Source organism: Stutzerimonas nosocomialis (assembly GCF_005876855.1).
GTDB classification, from domain to species: Bacteria; Pseudomonadota; Gammaproteobacteria; order Pseudomonadales; family Pseudomonadaceae; genus Stutzerimonas; species Stutzerimonas nosocomialis.
The window spans coordinates 1-16,743 of record NZ_QLAE01000038.1; the positions used below are offsets into that span (position 1 = coordinate 1).

Here is a 16,743-nt window from a genome sequence, read left to right on the forward strand (position 1 = left end):
CGCGTGGCGCTGTTGCCACTGTGCCCGCAACTTGTCGAGGTTGTCGCGGTGCCAGTCCACACTGCGCCGCTGTTGCGCGATGGCCGATTCGAGCTGGGACAGAAAACGCTGATAGTTCATCAGCCACTGCCCGGAGACGCCGCGGCTGCCCTCGCTGATCCACTGCTGCTGGTAGTCGCCGAAGTACTGCTCCAGGTCGCCCAGCCTGCTCTGCGCCTGGCTCAGTTGCGCCTGGCCCTGGCCGAGCATTTTCGCAGCGTCGCGCTCGGCACGCTCGGCCATTTCGATGACCGGTCCCAGACGGGCGGCGCGGCTGGCCGTCACGCTCAGCTACCCTGGCGGCCGGCGAACACCGCGGCCAGGTTGGCGGCGCTCTGGCCCAGGCTTTCGCTTTCGTCGAGCCCCTGGCGCAGGTAGGCGACCATCTCGGCCTGGCGGGCGATCGCCAGGTCGGTCTCCGGGTCGCCACCGGCGACGTAGGCGCCGACGCTGACCAGATCGCGGCTCTGCTGGAAGCGCGACCAGAGCTGCTTGAAGCGCTGCGAATTGCGCAGGTGATCGGGGCTCACCACTTGCGGCATCACCCGGCTGATCGAGGCTTCGATGTCGATCGCCGGGTAATGTCCCTCTTCGGCCAGCCGGCGCGAGAGCACGATGTGGCCGTCGAGCACACCACGCGCGGCGTCGGCGATCGGGTCCTGCTGGTCGTCGCCCTCGCTGAGCACGGTATAGAAGGCGGTGATCGAACCGCCGCCCTGCTCGGCGTTGCCGGCCCGCTCGACCAGCGCCGGCAACTTGGCGAACACCGATGGCGGATACCCCTTGGTCGCCGGCGGCTCGCCGATGGCCAGGGCGATTTCCCGCTGGGCCTGGGCGTAGCGGGTCAGCGAGTCCATCAGCAGCAGGACGTTCTTGCCCTTGTCGCGGAAATATTCGGCGATGCGGGTGCAGTACTGCGCGGCGCGCAGGCGCATCAGCGGAGCATCGTCCGCCGGCGAGGCGACGACCACCGAGCGCTTGATGCTCTCTTCGCCGAGGATGTGTTCGATGAATTCCTTGACCTCGCGGCCCCGCTCACCGATCAGCCCGACGACGATGATGTCGGCCTCGGTGAAGCGGGTCATCATGCCCAGCAACACCGACTTGCCCACACCGGTGCCGGCGAACAGGCCCAGTCGCTGGCCGCGGCCGACGGTCAGCAGCCCGTTGATCGAGCGGATGCCCACGTCCAGCGGCTCGCTGATCGGATGGCGCTTGAGCGGGTTGATCACCGGGCCGTCCATCGGGACCCAGTCCTCGGCCTTCATCCCGCCCTTGCCGTCCAGCGCACGTCCGGCGCCGTCGAGCACACGCCCCAGCATCGAGGTGCCCATCGGCAGGCGGCCAGTGTTGGGCAGCGGCACGACCCGCGCACCGGGGGCGATCCCCGCGAGGCTGCCGACCGGCATCAAGAACAGCTTGCCGCTGGAGAAACCCATCACCTCGGCCTCGACCTGGGAGGGGTGGTAGCTGTCGTCGTTGATCACCAGGCAACGGCTGCCGATGGCCGCGCGCAGCCCCTCCGCCTCCAGCGTCAGGCCGACCATGCGCAGCAGCCGGCCTTCCAGCACCGGCTGCCCCGGGAGCTTGATCGCCTCCACGTAGGTGCCGAAGCGGCGCCCGAAGCTGACCCGGTCAAGCTTCATCGAGGTTGTCCGTGTCCAGGCTCAGGTCGGCCGCAGGCGGGTTGGTGGCGTTCTCGCGCTGCTGCTCGAACAGTTGTTTGATCGCCTGGGAAAGGCGCGTCTCGACGCTCGCATCGATGCGGCTGTGCTCGGTCTCCACGCGGCAACCGCCCGGCAGCAGGCTGTCGTCCTCGAGAATCCGCCAGCTTTCCTCGTGGCGCTCACGCAGCGCCTTGACCTGTTCGAAGTCCTGGGGATTGATGTGGATGCGCACGTTCTCGGCGCCCATCGGCAGGAGCTTCAGCGCTTCGCGGAGCACCTGACGGATCTGGCTCGAATCGATCATCAGGTCGCGCTGGATGACTTCCCGCGACAGATGGCTGACCAGGGTGACGATGGCGTGTTCGAGGTTGCGGTCCTGGTCGGCGATCGGCTCGAACAGCTGCTCCATGATCCGCTCGAGGCCGGCGACCTTGGCCGCGAGCACCGGCTCGGCCTCCTGCCGCGCCTTGAGCTGGCCGGTATGGAAGCCGTCCTTCTCGCCCGTGGCGAAGCCTTCGTTGTAGGCCTCCTGACGGATCGCCTCCAGCTCGTCGAGCGTCAGCGGTTTGACGTCCTCGACCGGAACGTCCTCGACCTGGGAAATCTCTTCGGCCGGCGCCGGCTCGGGCTCCAGCTCGACCAGGTCGCCCTGCTCCGGATCGAAGCTTGGCAAGGCCCAGCGATCGAAGGCGCTGGCGTCTTTCGCCCGGATCAGGTCGCTGGGGTTTTCCTTCGCCATGGGTACCTGCTCAGATCATTTCTTCGCCGCCCTTGCCACCGAGAACGATCTCTCCGGCTTCGGCCATGCGGCGGGCAATGGTAAGGATTTCCTTCTGGGCTGTCTCCACGTCGCTGACACGTACCGGTCCCTTGGCATCCAGATCGTCGCGCAGCAGCTCGGCGGCGCGCTTGGACATGTTCTTGAAGACCTTCTCCTTGATCGCATCGTCCGAGCCCTTGAGCGCCAGCACCAGCACCTCGGAAGACACCTCGCGCAGCAGCGCCTGGATGCCCCGGTCGTCGACGTCGGCGAGGTTGTCGAAGACGAACATCAGGTCTTCGATCTGGCTGGAGAGGTCCTCGTCCACTTCGCGGATGGCGTCCATCAGCGCACCTTCGACCGAGCTGTCGAGGTAGTTCATGATGTCCGCCGCCCGCTTCACGCCGCCCAGGCTGGCGCGGGTCGTGTTGGAGCTGCCGGAGAACTGCTTCTCCAGGATCAGGTTGAGCTCCTTGAGCGCGGCCGGCTGCACGGTGTTGAGCGAGGACACGCGCAGGACGATGTCCAGGCGCACCTTGTGGTCGAAGTGCGACAGCACCTCGCCGGCCTGGTCCGGGTCCAGATAGGCGACCACGATCGCCTGGATCTGCGGGTGTTCGTAGCGGATCACGTCGGCCACGGCGCGCGGCTCCATCCACTTGAGGCTGTCCAGGCCGCTGGTGTTGCCGCCCAGCAGGATGCGGTCGATCAGGCCACCGGCCTTGTCCTCGCCCAGCGCCTGGGTGAGCATCTTGCGGATATAGCCGTCGGAGCCGATGCCGAGGCTGGTCTGGTCGCCGACGATCTCGACGAACTCGCTCATCACCTTCTCGACCTGCTCGCGCTGGATGTTGCGCATCTGCGCCATGGCGGTACCGACGCGCTGGACCTCCTTGGGCCCCAGGTGACGCAGCACCTGGGCGGCGTCGGTTTCGCCGAGCGAAAGCAGCAGGATGGCGGCCTTGTCGACCTTGTTCAGCTTGGCAGGGACTCGATTGTCAGTCATCGCTGTTGATCCACTCTCTTACGACCTGGGCCACACGGCCCGGATCTTCCGCCACCAGACCCTTGATTGCATTCAGTTGGGCATCATACCCCTCGGTCGGACTCGGCAGCAGGATGCTTTGCGGTCCGCTGAGACTTACCCGATCACTGGCAAGCTCGCCGTCCAGGCCACCGGCCATGTCGCCGAGTTCCAGGTCGCCGCCGTCGCTGGCCAGCTCCTTGTTCTTGCCGACGTTGGTCAGGTTGTTGAGCACCGGACGCAGCACACCGAACACCAGCACCAGGATGAACAGTACGCCGAGCACCTGCTTGACCACGTCCCAGAACCACGGCTGCGAGTAGAACGGGATCTCCATGAACGGCTCGGTGTTGTCCGCCATGAACGGGGTGTTGATCACGCTGACACTGTCGCCACGGCTGGCGTCGTAGCCGACGGAGTCCTGCACCAGGCGGGTGAAGCGCGCCAGATCGTCGGCGCTCCAGGGGGTACGCACCACTTCTCCGTTCGGCCCCATGCGCACCTGATCGTCCACCACCACTGCCACCGACAGCCGGCGCAGACGGCCCTGCTGTTGCCTGGTGTAGCTGATGGAGCGGTCCAGCTCGTAGTTGCGGGTTGCCTGTTCGCGCTTGTCGGCCGGGAACGGCGCCAGCATCGGCTGGCCGGTGGCCGGGTCCATGATCTGCTGGCCGTTGGCGTCGATCAGCGGCTGCCCCGGGGCGATAGCGCCGGCAGCGGCCTGCCCTGCGCCGGCCTGCTCGGGGGCGGTCGCGGGACCGGGCGGCTGGTTGCTCAATGCACCGGGTACGCCCTGCGGCGGCAGGCTGCTCTGGCGCTGTTCGTTGACCTTCTGCTCGCTGCGCAGCGCCGGCTGATCCGGGTTGAAGGTCTCGGAGGTCGATTCCACCGCGCTGAAGTCCACGTCGGCCGAGACCTCGGCCTTGTAGCGACCGCTGCCGAGCACCGGCTGCAAAATGTTGTGCACGCGCTGGGTGAAGAGGGTTTCCATGCGGCGGCTGTAGTCGAACTGCTTGCCCGCCATGGTCAGCTCGGACAGTTCCTGCTGGTCGGAGAGCAGGTTGCCCTTCTGGTCGACCACGGTGATTTCCGACTTGCCGAGCTCCGGCACGCTGGTGGCGACCAGGTTGACGATCGCCATCACCTGGCTCGGCTCCAGGCCACGCCCCGGATAGAGGTCGACCAGTACCGAGGCGCTCGGCTTGCGCTCATCGCGCACGAATACCGAGCTCTTCGGAATGGCCAGGTGAACACGGGCAGCGCGGACGTTGTTCAGGCTGGAAATGGTCCGCGCCAGTTCGCCTTCCAGGCCGCGCCGATAATTGGTCGCCTCCATGAACTGGCTGGTACCCAGGCCCTGCTCCTTGTCGAGGATCTCGAAACCGATGTTGGTATCGGCCGGCGCGAGGCCCGCCCCGGCGAGCTTCAGCCGCGCGCGGCCCAGGTCGCTCGCCTTGACCAGCAGCGCGCCGGAATTGGGTTCGACGGTGTAGGAGATGTTCGCTTCGCCCAGGGCCTGCAGCACCTGGTTGGTGTCCATGCCCGCCAGGCTGCCGAGCAGTGGGCGATAGTCGGGCTGCTGGGACCAGAGCACCACGGCAAAGCCGATCGCCACGCTGGAGGCGAGGCCGACCAGCAGGCCGATCTGGCGCAGCATCGACATTTCGGAGAGGTTTTCCAGGATCGACAGGCCGAACAGCGGCTTTTTCGGCTCGCCCGGTGCGGCAGGGACAGGTACGGAGGTGGTCAACGCTTCAGCCATGATTCAACCCTGCCTCAAACCGGCATCTGCATGATGTCTTGATAAGCCTGGACCAGCTTGTTGCGCACCTGGGTCATGGCCTGGAACGAAACACTGGCTTTCTGGGAGGCGATCATCACCTCGGTCAGGTCGACACCGCCCTGCCCCATCTCGAACGCCGAGGAAATCTGGCTGGAGATCTGCTGCGTCTCGTGGACCTTGTTGACGGCCTGGCCCAGCATGTCGGAAAAGCTCGGCGCACCCGCGACTTCCTGCGGGGCGGCAGCCGGTTTGGCACGGGCCATCGCGTCCATTTGCATGGAGCGCATTTCCAGCATCAAGCGATTGAATTCGACACCCTGGCTCATCTTTCCTCCAACAGCCGCGAAAATTTTGACGCATACGCAGCGAGCAAGAGGGATATAGCAACAAGGGTGCCAGCTTTGACCGAACCGCTATCCGACTGATTCGACGTGGAAAACGGGACTCAAGGAACCGGCGGGCGCGACGCCAGGACTTCCGCACGTGCGCGCAGGAATACCCGCATCATCGCCAGCTGCGCGCCGATCAGCAGCGCCGCAGCCAGCGGCATCAGCAGCTGGGACGCGAAGACCGCGCCACCGCTCAGGTACAACCAGCCCATTATGCGAAAGCAGTGCCAGTCGCTGCGCACGAGCAGCACCCGCCCGCCCAGCCAGACCAGCAGAAGCCCGACAGCCAGCAGCAGGGCCAGGTAGAGGCGCACCGGCCCGAGCCCCTCGCCGCCGGTGGTCGACACCCAGTGCTCGACCGGCTCGAGCAGAAGATTGACGCCCACCAGCAACCATATCGGCCAGCCGAGCCCCCTGGCCGCGAAGCGCGCCCGGGCGAAGCGCTTGAAACTGATCAGCAGGTAACAGCCCAGCAGATCCAGCACCAGGCCGAACCAGGTGTCGTACCAGGACGGCAGCGCCACGCCGCTGAAGGATTCGGCCAGGACCAGGGCGATCAGCAGCAGCGTGCCGAGCACGAGCAGCAGGCAGAACATCGCCAGCAGCCGCAACTGCCCGGCCGTCCAGTGCGCGAGGCGTCCGGCCGACGCGCGGTCCAGCAAGTCGGCTTCGGGGACGCGGTAAGGGTCCTCGGGCTGCATCGACACGCGCCTCCACTGTTATTGCCATCGCATGGCCGGCTGTACGGCGACGTGGTCTGGCCGCTGCGGATAGTCTATGCGCACCTGCACGAGGACCGAGACCCCATAACAATGACCCAGGCGACCTCCCATCCGTTGCGCCTGCTGGCCGACAGCTCCCCTTCGAGCATCGTCGCCGGCTTCGTGGCGATGCTCACCGGCTATACCAGCTCCATCGTGTTGATGTTCCAGGCAGGCCAGGCGGCCGGCCTCAGCGAGGGACAGATCGCCTCCTGGATCTGGGCCCTGTCGATCGGCATGGCGGTCTGCAGCGTCGCGCTGTCGCTGCGCTACCGCACACCGGTGGTGGTCGCCTGGTCGACTCCCGGCGCGGCGCTGCTGGTCACCAGCCTGCCGGGAGTGCCCTATGGCGAAGCCATCGGCGCGTTCATCATGGCCTCGGCGCTGATCGCGCTGTGCGGGCTGACCGGCAGCTTCGAGCGCCTGATGCGCCATCTGCCCGGCTCGCTGGCGGCCGCGCTGCTGGCCGGCATCCTGTTTCGCATCGGCATCGAGATGTTCAGCGCCATCGCATTCCAGCCGCTGCTGGTGCTCTCGATGTTCTTCGCCTACCTGCTGGCCAAGCGGCTGGCGCCGCGCTACGCGGTGCTCTGCGCCCTGCTGGTGGGTTGCGTGCTGGCCGCGCTGCTCGGGCTGCTCGATTTCGAACGGCTGAGCCTGGAGCTCGCCGTTCCGGTCTGGACGACGCCGGCGTTTTCCTTCGCGGCGATGATCAGCATCGGCATTCCGTTGTTCGTCGTGGCGATGGCGTCGCAGAACACGCCGGGCCTCGCGGTGTTGCGCGCCGAGGGCTACCAGGTGCCGGCCTCGCCGCTGATTTCCACCACCGGCATCGCTTCGGTCCTGCTGGCGCCGTTCGGCTCCCATGGCATTCACCTGGCAGCCATCACCATGGCGATCTGTGCCGGCTCGCAGGCGCACCCCGATCCCGCCAGGCGCTACACCGCGGCGGTCTGGTGCGGTCTGTTCTATGGGGTGGCGGCGCTGTTCGGGGCAACCCTGGCGGCGCTCTTCGCGGCCTTTCCGGCAGCGCTGGTGCTGTCGATTGCCGCCCTGGCCCTGCTTGGCTCCATCGCCAGCGGCCTGACCCAGGCCATGCAACAGCCGAACGAACGCGAAGCCGCCCTGATCACCTTCATGGTGACGGCCTCGGGGCTGACGCTGCTGGGAGTGGGGTCGGCGCTATGGGGGCTGATCGCCGGGATTCTGACGCTGGTGATCCTCAACGCCCGCCCCCGCGCCTGATTCAGATGGCCGTGGCGCCGCCGTCGATTGCCAGCGCCTGGCCGGTGGTGAAAGCGGCGCCGTCGCTGCACAGGTAAAGCACGGCACCGGCGACTTCCTCGACCTTGCCGATACGCCCGACCGGGTGCATCGCGGCGGCGAACTCGGCCTTGCGCGGGTCGGCCTCGTAGGCGCGGCGGAACATGTCGGTGTCGATGACCGCCGGGCACACCGCGTTGACGCGAATCTGCTTCTTCGCGTATTCGATCGCCGCGGACTTGGTCAGCCCGATCACCGCGTGCTTGGAGGCGGCATAGATGCTCATCTTCGGCGCTGCGCCCAGCCCGGCCACCGAGGCCGTGTTGACGATCGCGCCACCGCCCTGCGCCAGCATCACCGGCAGCTGGTATTTCATGCACAGCCAGACACCCTTGACGTTGACGCCCATGATCGCGTCGAACTCCGTCTCGCTGCCTTCGGCCAGACGCCCCTTCTCGATTTCGATGCCGGCGTTGTTGAACGCGTAATCGAGCCGGCCGTAGCTCGCCAGGGTCTGCTCGATCATCGCCTTGACGTCCGCCTCGCGGGTGACGTCGCAGCGCACGAAGGTCGCCTGGCCGCCCGCGGCGCGGATGGCCTCGACGCAGGCCTGGCCGCCTGGCAGGTCGAGATCGGCCACCACCACCTGCACGCCCTGCTGGGCGAACGCCTGGGCAGTCGCCCGCCCGATACCCGCCGCACCACCGGTCACCAGGGCGACCTTTCCGGAAAACGTCATGCTCATCGAAACATCCTCGCCAGATGAATTCCGTAGCCGCTGTGACTACAGTTTTTATTCTGGTCACGTTTATACCGATTTCATCCCGCACCCTGAGGGACTATCACCCGCCTGGATGCCCATGCATTCCAGCCTGCCGAACGTCCTTGCTCGGCGGACGCAAGCGGGACTACACCTGACCCGTTCAACAGATCGAGGCTGCCATGACACAGACCAATCGCCAGTTCCTGCTCGCCCAGCGCCCGGTAGGCGCACCCACCCGCGAAACCTTCCGCTTCGCCGAGACGCCGCTCGCCGAACCGGGGCACAACCAGATTCTGGTGAAGGTCGAGTACCTGTCGCTGGACCCGGCGATGCGCGGCTGGATGAACGATGCCAAGTCCTACATCGCCCCGGTCGGCCTGGGCGAGGTGATGCGCGCGCTCGGCGTCGGCAAGGTCGTCGCCTCCAGGCACCCGGGCTTTGCCGAAGGGGATTACGTCAACGGGGCGCTGGGCATCCAGGACTATTACCTGGGCGAGCCCAAGGGCTTCTACAAGGTCGATCCGGCCCAGGCGCCGTTGCCGCGGTACCTGTCGGCACTGGGCATGACCGGCATGACCGCCTACTTCGCCCTGCTCGCGGTGGGCCAGCCCCAGCCCGGCGAGACCGTGGTGCTCTCCGGAGCGGCCGGCGCGGTGGGCAGCGTGGCCGGACAGATCGCCCGGATCAAGGGCTGCCGCGTCGTGGGCATCGCCGGCGGTGCGGACAAGTGCCGCTTCCTCACCGACGAACTCGGCTTCGATGGCGCCATCGACTACAAGAACGAGGACCTTCACGCCGCCCTCAAGCGCGAGTGCCCCAAAGGCGTCGACGTCTATTTCGACAACGTCGGCGGCGACATCCTCGACGCGGTGCTGACCCGCATCAACGTCAAGGCGCGGGTGGTGCTATGCGGCGCCATCAGCCAGTACAACAACAAGGAAGCGGTCAAGGGACCGTCCAACTACCTCTCGCTGCTGGTCAACCGCGCCAGGATGGAGGGCATGGTGGTGACGGACTACCTGTCACGCTACCCCGAGGCGATGCGCGACATGGCCGGCTGGCTCGCCAGTGGCGAGCTCAAGAGCAAGGAAGACATCGTCGAAGGGCTGGAGACCTTTCCCGAGACGCTGATGAAGCTCTTTACCGGCGGCAACTTCGGCAAGCTCGTCCTCAAGGTCTGAGCCGGCGAGGTCCGGCTCGGACCGGGACGGTCAGCCCAGTTCGGCCAGCACCTGCGCCAGCGCACCCGCCGGATCGGCGGCCTGGCTGATCGGGCGACCGATCACCAGGAAGTCGGAGCCTGCCGCCATGGCCTGGGCGGGAGTGAGGATGCGCCGCTGATCGTCGGCGGCGCTGCCGGACGGACGAATGCCCGGCGTCACCAATTGCAGACCGGGCGACTGGGCCTTCAGGGCCGTGGCTTCCTGGGCCGAGCACACCAGGCCGTCGAGTCCGGCGCGTTCGGCCAGCGCGGCCAGGCGCAGCACCTGCTGGCGGGGATCGATGTCGAGCCCCAGGTCGGCGAGGTCGGCCTGCTCCATGCTGGTCAGGACGGTCACGCCGATCAGCAGCGGCCGGGCGCCACCGGACTGCTCCAGCACCTCGCGGCAGGCCTGCATCATCCGCAGGCCACCGGAACAGTGCACGTTGACCATCCACACGCCCAGCTCCGCCGCCGCCTTGACCGCCATCGCCGTGGTGTTGGGAATGTCGTGGAATTTCAGATCCAGGAACACGTCGAAACCCTTGGCCTGGAGGTCTTCGACGATCGACGGACCGCACCGGGTGAAGAGTTCCTTGCCGACCTTGACGCGGCAGGCTGACGGGTCAAGCCGGCCAGCCAGTGCCAGTGCGGCATCACGGGTCGGAAAATCGAGCGCGACGATGATGGGGGTCTGGCAGGACATGGCGGCTCCTCGGCTAAAATTCGGCGCGCATTGTCGCAGAAAAACCATCGGCGCGACGAAAGCCGACAGCGCCTGTCGAACACAGTGACGGCGGCGTACACCGTTATCCTTTGCGGACCCGCCCCGCAACGGCTACCCAGTGAAAGGAGAACCCCATGCCCTGGTACCTGTGGCTGCTGATCGCGATCGTGCTTGGCTCGATCGTGGGCAGCCTGATGATGCTGCTCAAGACCGCGCGCAAGATTCCGCTGACCGAGGAACAGAAACAGCGCATCGCCCAGCGCAACGCGCAGGCCGACGCCGAAGACGCCCGATATCGCTGATCCAGCTCAGCGCCTGATTTCGAACTGGATCTCGGCGCCGTCGAATCTGTCACTGTCTTCGTAGGTGCTGCCGGACAGCAGTCGCGCACTCATCTGGACCTGCCGGCGAGGCTCGGCGAACAGCGAAGGCAGGACACGGCCGCTGTCGGTGATCTCCTCGACGAGGGCGAACTCTTCGACCCAGTCTTCGGGCAGGCTGAGGTCCAGCGGCGGCGTGGCGAGCTCGACCTCCTTCACCGCCTGCTTCACCGCCCGGGCCGGCTTGGCCGCGACCACCGGCGCATCGGCCTCGTTCGGCGGCGGCAAGTTGATCACCACGGCCGGCGGCTTGTCGGCCTGCAGATCGGGCAGCGACGGCGATTCGATCTCGATCGCCGGCGGCATCGAAGTGGGCGCCGTTTCGCCTGCCGGATCGGCGGGCGCCGACGGCGCGGGCTGGGCCTCCGACTCCGCCTCGACAGGTTCCGAGGCACGGCCCGCAGGCGGCTGCGATGCCGCGTCGGAAACCGCGTCCCGGGGCATCGGCTTATTGCCGTCGTCACAGCCGACGAGCGTTGATGCGAGCAGCAGAAAAACGATCCAGGGCTTCATGTTCAGCCTCTCCAGACACCCACCTCGGTTGGACCACGAAATTTCCGCTATTGCGCCTGCTCGCACAGCTGCCCGGCGAGCGCGCCGAGGGTTCGCACCGCCTGCTCCACGTTGCGCCCCCAGGGCAGCGCACAATTGAGCCTCACGCAGTGGTTGAACTGCTCGGTGTTGCTGAAGATCAGCCCCGGCGCGATGCTGATGCCCTGCTGCAACGCCTTGGCGTGAAGCTCCTTGGTGTTGACCTTCACCGGCAGACTCACCCACAGGATGAAACCGCCGATCGGCCGGGTCATCTGGGTCCCTTCCGGGAAATAACGCTGAACGGCCAGCTGGAAGGCGCTGAGGTTCTTGCGGTACTCCTGACGGATATAGCGCAGATGGCGGTCATAACCACCGTTTTCCAGATAGGCGGCGACTCCCATCTGGGTCACGCTGCAGGCCGAGTGGGTACTGAAGGTCTGCATCCGCTGGATTTCTTCCTGATGCTTGCCGGCGATCATCCAGCCGATGCGCACGCCCGGCGAAAGCGTCTTGGAGAAGCTCGAGCAATAGATGACCCGATCCTGACGATCGTTGGCCTTCAGCGCCTTCGACAGGCCCTGCTCGAACATCAGCTCGCCATAGATATCGTCTTCGATGATCTGGATGTTGAAGGTTTCGGCCAGCGTCAGCAGCTGCCGTTGGCGCATGTCGGGAATGCAGCCTCCCAGGGGGTTGCTCAGTCGCGCCGTCAACACCAGCGTCTTGATCGGCCATTGACTGGCCGCCAGCTGCAACGCTTCGAGGCTGATGCCGGTGGCCGGGTCGCTGGGGATTTCGATGACCTTCAGCCCCAGCAGGTCGGCCAGTTGCAGGAGCCCGTAATAGGTCGGCGACTCCGCGGCGATCAGGTCGCCCGGCTTGGTCAGGACCCGCAGCGCCATCTGCAGGGCGTCCACGCAGCCGTGGGTGATGACGATGTCCGACGGGCTGACCACGACGCCCGCGTCGCGCATGCGAATCGCGACCTGGCGCCGCAGCGGCTCATAGCCGGGGCTGAACATGTAGGCGAAGACTTCCGCGCTCTGGAAGCGGGTGACCTTGGCGAGCTGCTGGTGCAGCGCCCGTACGGGCAGGTAGTCGACATGGGGGACCGCCGCACCGAGCGGGATCACGCCTTCGCGTCGCGCCTCGCGCAACACCTGGTGGATGATGCTGCTGCGAGTCACCAGCGTCGGCTTCTCGACCCGCGCGATATCGGGGGTCGGTGCGGTCAGCGCGGGCGTCTGATGGACGTAGAAGCCCGATTGCGGACGGGCGCGGATCAGCCCCTGATCCTCCAGATTGGCATAGGCCTGGAGCACGGTGGCGTGGCTGACGTTGAGCTGGACGCTCATCTTGCGCACCGACGGCACGCGCTCGCCGGGACGGTAGACGCCGCGGCGGATGTCTTCGGCAAGCTGGTGCGCGATACGCTGATAAAGCAACAGATTGGTCATTTCGCCGGCGCCTCCGCTAACTGAACCATAACAGTAGCTCAGCGGAGCGGCCTTTCACCATAACAGTTACTCGCAGAGTGCGCGAAACAGTCGCGCCAAGGCGCTCGGCCCGTTACCGGGGAGGCGCTATCCGCCCCTGGTCGTCGGAGAACAGGATCTCGACGCGACGGTTCTGCGCACGCCCCTGCGCCGACGCATTCTCGGCGACGGGAAAGCGCTCGCCATAGGCCACGACCTCGATCCGCCGCGCCTCGATGCCCAGGTCGACCAGCAGGTCGCCGACGGCCTGCGCACGCGCTTTCGACAGCGCCAGGTTCTGCTCGGCCGGGCCGAGGCTGTCGCTGTAGCCCTCGATCCTCACGTTGCGCCGCTGGTTGATCTGAAGAAACTGCGCCAGCTTGAACAGCGTGCGGTTGGCCGATGGGCTCAGGGTCGCGCTGGCCGTCTCGAACAGCACGTCGCCAAGCGTCATCACCAGCCCGCGATCGGTCTCGCTGGCGGCCAGGCTCATCATCTGGTCTTCGATCCAGCGATTCTCCTGCTGCGAACTGAGCATTCTGCCCTCGCGCAAGGCAAGGCGCAGGCGGTCACGCTCACGCTCGAGCAGGACGATGCGCTGCTGCGCCTTGTCCAGCTCGCTGTGCTGGGTCGCGATATCGCTGTAGCGCTGGCTGAGATAGGCGTAATGGGCGACGTCCTCGCCGCTGCCCAGGTAGCTGGAAAACCGCTCGGCACGCGCCAGTGTCTCGCCGGCACGAACGACATCCTTGGGCGCGCTGCGCAGCACGTCCGGGTCGGCCTTGACCCGCGCGTAGGCGGCCGCCGCCTCATCCAGCGCAGGGCCGGACGACGAACTGGCGCAGCCGCCGAGCGCAACGCCGATGAACACCAGCCAAGCGCATCCGAAGCCCTTCATTGCAGTGCTCCCAGCTGCTGACGCAGCCGACCGATGCGCGCGGTCAGCTCAGCCAGCTGCTCCTCGCTGCGGCGATTGAGGGCACGCGCCTCGGCCAGGCGGGCATCCAGCTCGGCCTGCTCGGCCAGCAACCGCGCCGCACGGTTGTCGCCGCGCGCCATGGCCGCGCGGGCCTCGACGAGCTTGGCTTCGGCCAGCGGCAACTCGGCCAGCGCTTCGTCGGCTCCGACGGCACGCGCCTGCGCCACGGCCTGCTCGGAGAGACGAAGCTGCTCGCTGGGGACCGGATCGCTGGCGCAACCGGCGAGCAGCAGCGCCGATAGCAGGAGGCAGGGAAAGGAGGGATTCACGGCGATATTCTTCCTAGTCTTGTCCTGTACTGGCAGGCGCCAACTGCTGGCTCTTCCAGAGATCGATGTTTTTCATTAACAGCGCATGCGGCACACCGGCGGCGCGCAGCTGCGTCATTTTCAGGGCCAGCTGCCCGCGCAGCCAAGCATCGTTACAAGCCGAGTCATGGGACACCGCCAGATGCAGGCCCTGGCTCAGCACCGGTGGATCGAGGGGCTGCAGATCGTCGAGCAGCCCCAGGGTGTCGGCCTGAACGATGGCCGAGTAGCGCTCGTGCAGCACGTAGTCGCTCTCCCCCACCAGGACGCTCTGCAGCGCCTGCGTCAGATTGGACGCGGACTGCAAGCGCAGGCTGTCCCGGACGAAGGCATCGAACTCGCTGCCGAAGCGGGCGCTCGACACGTAGGCGCCGGCCCGGCCGACCAGGTCCTCGCGAGTGCCGTAGAACCAGACATGATCCCGGCGCACCCAGGGCAGCGTTTCCAGCTCGGCGACCGCCGGGTGGACGAAGTCCAGCTCCTGGAGCCGCTCGATGGTGAGCGGCGCGCCGGCGAGAATGTCGACCCTGCCGCTGCGAACCTCGTCGAGCGCCTTGTCCGCATCGCCGGTGTAGAGGATCTCCAGTTTCAGGTCGATCGCATCGGTGATCTGCCGGAGCAGGTCCGCATTGGCGCCGATCAACCGCTCCGGGTGCTGCGGGTCACGCCAGAGAAACGGCGGGTTGTCGGCAGCGCCGGTAGCAATCACCCGATCGCATTTGCCCGCCGCGCTCGCCAGCCCCGTCACGCTGAGCATGACGAGGAGCAGTGCCGGTTTGAGCCTGGGAAACCCCATGAATACCTCTTGGCCTGTAGGACGATGCGGCGAATCTTACCATTGGCAGGCACGATCGCTCGCCCATGAAAAAACCCGCTCCTGGGAGCGGGTTTTTCGTCACGCACCGGTCGATCAGACCAGGCGTTCGAGTTCCGGAACGATTTCGAACAGATCGCCCACCAGGCCGTAGTCGGCCACCTGGAAGATCGGCGCTTCCTCGTCCTTGTTGATCGCGACGATCACCTTGGAGTCCTTCATGCCCGCCAGGTGCTGGATCGCACCGGAGATGCCGACCGCGATGTACAGCTGCGGTGCGACGATCTTGCCGGTCTGGCCGACCTGCATGTCGTTCGGCACGAAGCCGGCGTCGACGGCAGCGCGCGAGGCACCGACGGCTGCGCCAAGCTTGTCGGCCAGCGAGTACAGGTACTTGAAGTTGTCACCGTTCTGCATGCCACGACCGCCGGAAACCACGATCTTGGCGCCAGCCAGTTCGGGACGGTCGGACTTGGCCAGTTCTTCACCGACGAAGGCCGACTTGCCGGCATCGCCCGGGCCTGTGATCTGCTCGATGGCAGCCGAGCCGCCTTCGGCGTTCACCGCATCGAAACCGGTCGTACGCACGGTGATGACCTTGACCGGAGCGCTGGACTGCACGGTGGCGATGGCATTGCCGGCATAGATCGGACGCTTGAAGGTGTCCGGGCTCTCGACCGCGATGATCTCGGAGATCTGGTCGACGTCCAGCTGGGCGGCGACGCGGGGCAGGAAGTTCTTGCCGTTGGTGGTGGCAGCCGCCAGGACATGGCTGTACTGCTTGGCCAGGTCGGCAACCAGCGGGGCGACGTTTTCCGGCAGCTGGTTGGCATAGGCCGCATCGTCGGCGACCAGCACCTTGGACACGCCTTCGATCTTGGCAGCCGCTTCGCCGATGGCCGCGCAACCGGCGCCGGCTACCAGCACGTGGATGTCACCGCCAATGGCCTTGGCTGCCGCGACGGTGTTCAGGGTCGCAGCCGCCAGGACCGCATTGTTGTGTTCAGCGATAACCAGGATAGTCATTTAGATTACCTTCGCCTCGTTCTTCAGTTTCTCGACCAGTTCGGCGACCGACTTGACCTTGATGCCTGCGCTGCGGGCCGCAGGCGCTTCGACCTTGAGAGTCTTGAGGGTGGAGCTGGTGGCCACGCCGAGCGCATCGGGCGTCACCACTTCCAGCGGCTTCTTCTTGGCCTTCATGATGTTGGGCAGCGAAGCGTAGCGCGGCTCGTTCAGACGCAGGTCGGTGGTCACGATCGCCGGCAGGTTCAGTGCGACGGTCTGCAGACCGCCATCGATCTCGCGGGTCACGTTGACCTTGTCGCCCGATACTTCGACCTTCGAGGCGAAGGTGCCCTGGGCGTAGCCGGTCAGGGCGCCGAGCATCTGGCCGGTCTGGTTGTTGTCGCTGTCGATGGCCTGCTTGCCGAGGATGACCAGCTGAGGCTGCTCCTTGTCGACGACGGCCTTGAGCAGCTTGGCCACGGCCAGGGAGTTCAGCTCGTCAGCGGACTCGACCAGCACGGCACGATCGGCGCCCAGCGCGAGGGCGGTACGCAGCTGCTCCTGGGCAGCGGTCGGGCCAATGGAGACAACGACGATTTCGCTGGCGACGCCCTTCTCTTTCAGACGCACGGCTTCTTCCACGGCGATTTCGCAGAAGGGGTTCATCGACATCTTGACGTTGGCGAGGTCGACGCCCGAGTTGTCCGCCTTGACGCGGACCTTGACGTTGTAATCGACCACTCGTTTGACAGCTACAAGAACCTTCATGGATTCCTCGTTACTCTCCGGTGAATTGAATTCCGCCGAGGCGAACCGGGCCCTGCATGGCACCCCAAACTGTGGCCAGCACCGTCTGCGCGCGCAAAAC

General features: G+C 66.2%; 19 protein-coding genes. 3 read left to right on the forward strand and 16 right to left on the reverse strand.

The window, feature by feature from the left end; all coding sequences use genetic code 11:
* The 7 genes from fliJ to DN824_RS18810 all read right to left on the reverse strand — a co-directional run.
* Positions 1-324: flagellar export protein FliJ (gene fliJ / locus DN824_RS18780; protein ID WP_138409881.1), on the reverse strand; the 324-nt coding region annotated here is incomplete at its 3' end.
* Positions 325-326: 2 nt separating this feature from the next.
* On the reverse strand, positions 327-1,685 hold the full coding sequence (fliI, locus tag DN824_RS18785) for a flagellar protein export ATPase FliI (RefSeq protein WP_138409882.1): 1,359 nt from the start codon (positions 1,683-1,685) through the stop codon (positions 327-329).
* Positions 1,675-2,445: a flagellar assembly protein FliH gene (gene fliH / locus DN824_RS18790; RefSeq protein WP_138409883.1), complete on the reverse strand. Its 771-nt coding sequence runs from the start codon at positions 2,443-2,445 to the stop codon at positions 1,675-1,677. Before fliH ends, fliI begins: the two co-directional genes overlap by 11 nt.
* Positions 2,446-2,455: 10 nt before the next feature.
* Entirely contained in the window at positions 2,456-3,472 is a 1,017-nt protein-coding gene (fliG, locus tag DN824_RS18795) for a flagellar motor switch protein FliG (protein WP_138409884.1), read from the reverse strand.
* Positions 3,465-5,252, reverse strand: a complete 1,788-nt coding sequence (fliF, locus tag DN824_RS18800; RefSeq protein ID WP_138409885.1) for a flagellar basal-body MS-ring/collar protein FliF — start codon at positions 5,250-5,252, stop codon at positions 3,465-3,467. The genes fliG and fliF overlap by 8 nt, the downstream gene beginning before the upstream one ends.
* Before the next feature lie 14 nt (positions 5,253-5,266).
* Positions 5,267-5,599 (reverse strand): flagellar hook-basal body complex protein FliE, encoded by a 333-nt coding sequence (fliE, locus tag DN824_RS18805; protein WP_138409886.1) that lies wholly within the window; start codon positions 5,597-5,599, stop codon positions 5,267-5,269.
* A 119-nt stretch (positions 5,600-5,718) separates the two neighbouring features.
* Positions 5,719-6,369 (reverse strand): hypothetical protein, encoded by a 651-nt coding sequence (locus DN824_RS18810; RefSeq protein ID WP_158295402.1) that lies wholly within the window; start codon positions 6,367-6,369, stop codon positions 5,719-5,721.
* A 105-nt stretch (positions 6,370-6,474) separates the two neighbouring features.
* On the opposite strand from DN824_RS18810, the gene DN824_RS18815 reads away from it, so the two are divergent.
* Entirely contained in the window at positions 6,475-7,668 is a 1,194-nt protein-coding gene (locus DN824_RS18815) for a benzoate/H(+) symporter BenE family transporter (protein WP_138409888.1), read from the forward strand.
* A 1-nt stretch (position 7,669) separates the two neighbouring features.
* Here DN824_RS18815 and DN824_RS18820 read toward each other — a convergent pair whose 3' ends face one another.
* Positions 7,670-8,431, reverse strand: a complete 762-nt coding sequence (locus tag DN824_RS18820) for an SDR family oxidoreductase (protein WP_138409889.1) — start codon at positions 8,429-8,431, stop codon at positions 7,670-7,672.
* 197 nt (positions 8,432-8,628) lie between these two features.
* Here DN824_RS18820 and DN824_RS18825 point away from each other — a divergent pair, with 197 nt between their 5' ends.
* On the forward strand, positions 8,629-9,630 hold the full coding sequence (locus DN824_RS18825; RefSeq protein WP_138409890.1) for an NADP-dependent oxidoreductase: 1,002 nt from the start codon (positions 8,629-8,631) through the stop codon (positions 9,628-9,630).
* A 30-nt stretch (positions 9,631-9,660) separates the two neighbouring features.
* Here DN824_RS18825 and pyrF read toward each other — a convergent pair whose 3' ends face one another.
* Entirely contained in the window at positions 9,661-10,356 is a 696-nt protein-coding gene (gene pyrF, locus DN824_RS18830; protein WP_138409891.1) for an orotidine-5'-phosphate decarboxylase, read from the reverse strand.
* A 155-nt stretch (positions 10,357-10,511) separates the two neighbouring features.
* Here pyrF and DN824_RS18835 point away from each other — a divergent pair, with 155 nt between their 5' ends.
* On the forward strand, positions 10,512-10,679 hold the full coding sequence (locus DN824_RS18835) for a DUF2897 family protein (protein ID WP_138409892.1): 168 nt from the start codon (positions 10,512-10,514) through the stop codon (positions 10,677-10,679).
* 6 nt (positions 10,680-10,685) lie between these two features.
* Here DN824_RS18835 and DN824_RS18840 read toward each other — a convergent pair whose 3' ends face one another.
* The 7 genes from DN824_RS18840 to DN824_RS18870 form a co-directional block, all read right to left on the reverse strand.
* Complete coding sequence (locus DN824_RS18840; RefSeq protein WP_138409893.1) at positions 10,686-11,270, reverse strand: hypothetical protein; 585 nt, start codon at positions 11,268-11,270, stop codon at positions 10,686-10,688.
* 47 nt (positions 11,271-11,317) lie between these two features.
* Positions 11,318-12,748 carry an aminotransferase-like domain-containing protein gene (locus DN824_RS18845; RefSeq protein ID WP_138409894.1) on the reverse strand — a complete coding sequence of 477 codons (1,431 nt, stop codon included), beginning with the start codon at positions 12,746-12,748 and terminating at the stop codon, positions 11,318-11,320.
* Between the two features lie 112 nt (positions 12,749-12,860).
* Positions 12,861-13,664, reverse strand: a complete 804-nt coding sequence (locus DN824_RS18850) for an OmpA family protein (RefSeq protein ID WP_138409895.1) — start codon at positions 13,662-13,664, stop codon at positions 12,861-12,863.
* Complete coding sequence (locus DN824_RS18855) at positions 13,661-14,014, reverse strand: DUF4398 domain-containing protein (RefSeq protein WP_241663884.1); 354 nt, start codon at positions 14,012-14,014, stop codon at positions 13,661-13,663. Before DN824_RS18855 ends, DN824_RS18850 begins: the two co-directional genes overlap by 4 nt.
* 13 nt (positions 14,015-14,027) lie before the next feature.
* On the reverse strand, positions 14,028-14,849 hold the full coding sequence (locus DN824_RS18860) for a substrate-binding periplasmic protein (RefSeq protein ID WP_138409896.1): 822 nt from the start codon (positions 14,847-14,849) through the stop codon (positions 14,028-14,030).
* Between the two features lie 114 nt (positions 14,850-14,963).
* Complete coding sequence (locus DN824_RS18865) at positions 14,964-15,893, reverse strand: electron transfer flavoprotein subunit alpha/FixB family protein (RefSeq protein ID WP_138409897.1); 930 nt, start codon at positions 15,891-15,893, stop codon at positions 14,964-14,966.
* Positions 15,894-16,643 carry an electron transfer flavoprotein subunit beta/FixA family protein gene (locus tag DN824_RS18870; protein ID WP_138409898.1) on the reverse strand — a complete coding sequence of 250 codons (750 nt, stop codon included), beginning with the start codon at positions 16,641-16,643 and terminating at the stop codon, positions 15,894-15,896.
* Positions 16,644-16,743 lie beyond the last annotated feature (100 nt).

Bases quoted from the DNA above. Each gene is read 5' to 3' on its own strand.
- fliI (WP_138409882.1), bottom strand. From the start codon at position 1,685: ATGAAGCTTGACCGGGTCAGCTTCGGGCGCCGCTTCGGCACCTACGTG.
- fliH (WP_138409883.1), bottom strand. From the start codon at position 2,445: ATGGCGAAGGAAAACCCCAGCGACCTGATCCGGGCGAAAGACGCCAGC.
- fliG (WP_138409884.1), bottom strand. From the start codon at position 3,472: ATGACTGACAATCGAGTCCCTGCCAAGCTGAACAAGGTCGACAAGGCC.
- fliF (WP_138409885.1), bottom strand. From the start codon at position 5,252: ATGGCTGAAGCGTTGACCACCTCCGTACCTGTCCCTGCCGCACCGGGC.
- fliE (WP_138409886.1), bottom strand. From the start codon at position 5,599: ATGAGCCAGGGTGTCGAATTCAATCGCTTGATGCTGGAAATGCGCTCC.
- DN824_RS18815 (WP_138409888.1), top strand. From the start codon at position 6,475: ATGACCCAGGCGACCTCCCATCCGTTGCGCCTGCTGGCCGACAGCTCC.
- DN824_RS18820 (WP_138409889.1), bottom strand. From the start codon at position 8,431: ATGAGCATGACGTTTTCCGGAAAGGTCGCCCTGGTGACCGGTGGTGCG.
- DN824_RS18825 (WP_138409890.1), top strand. From the start codon at position 8,629: ATGACACAGACCAATCGCCAGTTCCTGCTCGCCCAGCGCCCGGTAGGC.
- pyrF (WP_138409891.1), bottom strand. From the start codon at position 10,356: ATGTCCTGCCAGACCCCCATCATCGTCGCGCTCGATTTTCCGACCCGT.
- DN824_RS18835 (WP_138409892.1), top strand. From the start codon at position 10,512: ATGCCCTGGTACCTGTGGCTGCTGATCGCGATCGTGCTTGGCTCGATC.
- DN824_RS18840 (WP_138409893.1), bottom strand. From the start codon at position 11,270: ATGAAGCCCTGGATCGTTTTTCTGCTGCTCGCATCAACGCTCGTCGGC.
- DN824_RS18845 (WP_138409894.1), bottom strand. From the start codon at position 12,748: ATGACCAATCTGTTGCTTTATCAGCGTATCGCGCACCAGCTTGCCGAA.
- DN824_RS18850 (WP_138409895.1), bottom strand. From the start codon at position 13,664: ATGAAGGGCTTCGGATGCGCTTGGCTGGTGTTCATCGGCGTTGCGCTC.
- DN824_RS18860 (WP_138409896.1), bottom strand. From the start codon at position 14,849: ATGGGGTTTCCCAGGCTCAAACCGGCACTGCTCCTCGTCATGCTCAGC.
- DN824_RS18865 (WP_138409897.1), bottom strand. From the start codon at position 15,893: ATGACTATCCTGGTTATCGCTGAACACAACAATGCGGTCCTGGCGGCT.
- DN824_RS18870 (WP_138409898.1), bottom strand. From the start codon at position 16,643: ATGAAGGTTCTTGTAGCTGTCAAACGAGTGGTCGATTACAACGTCAAG.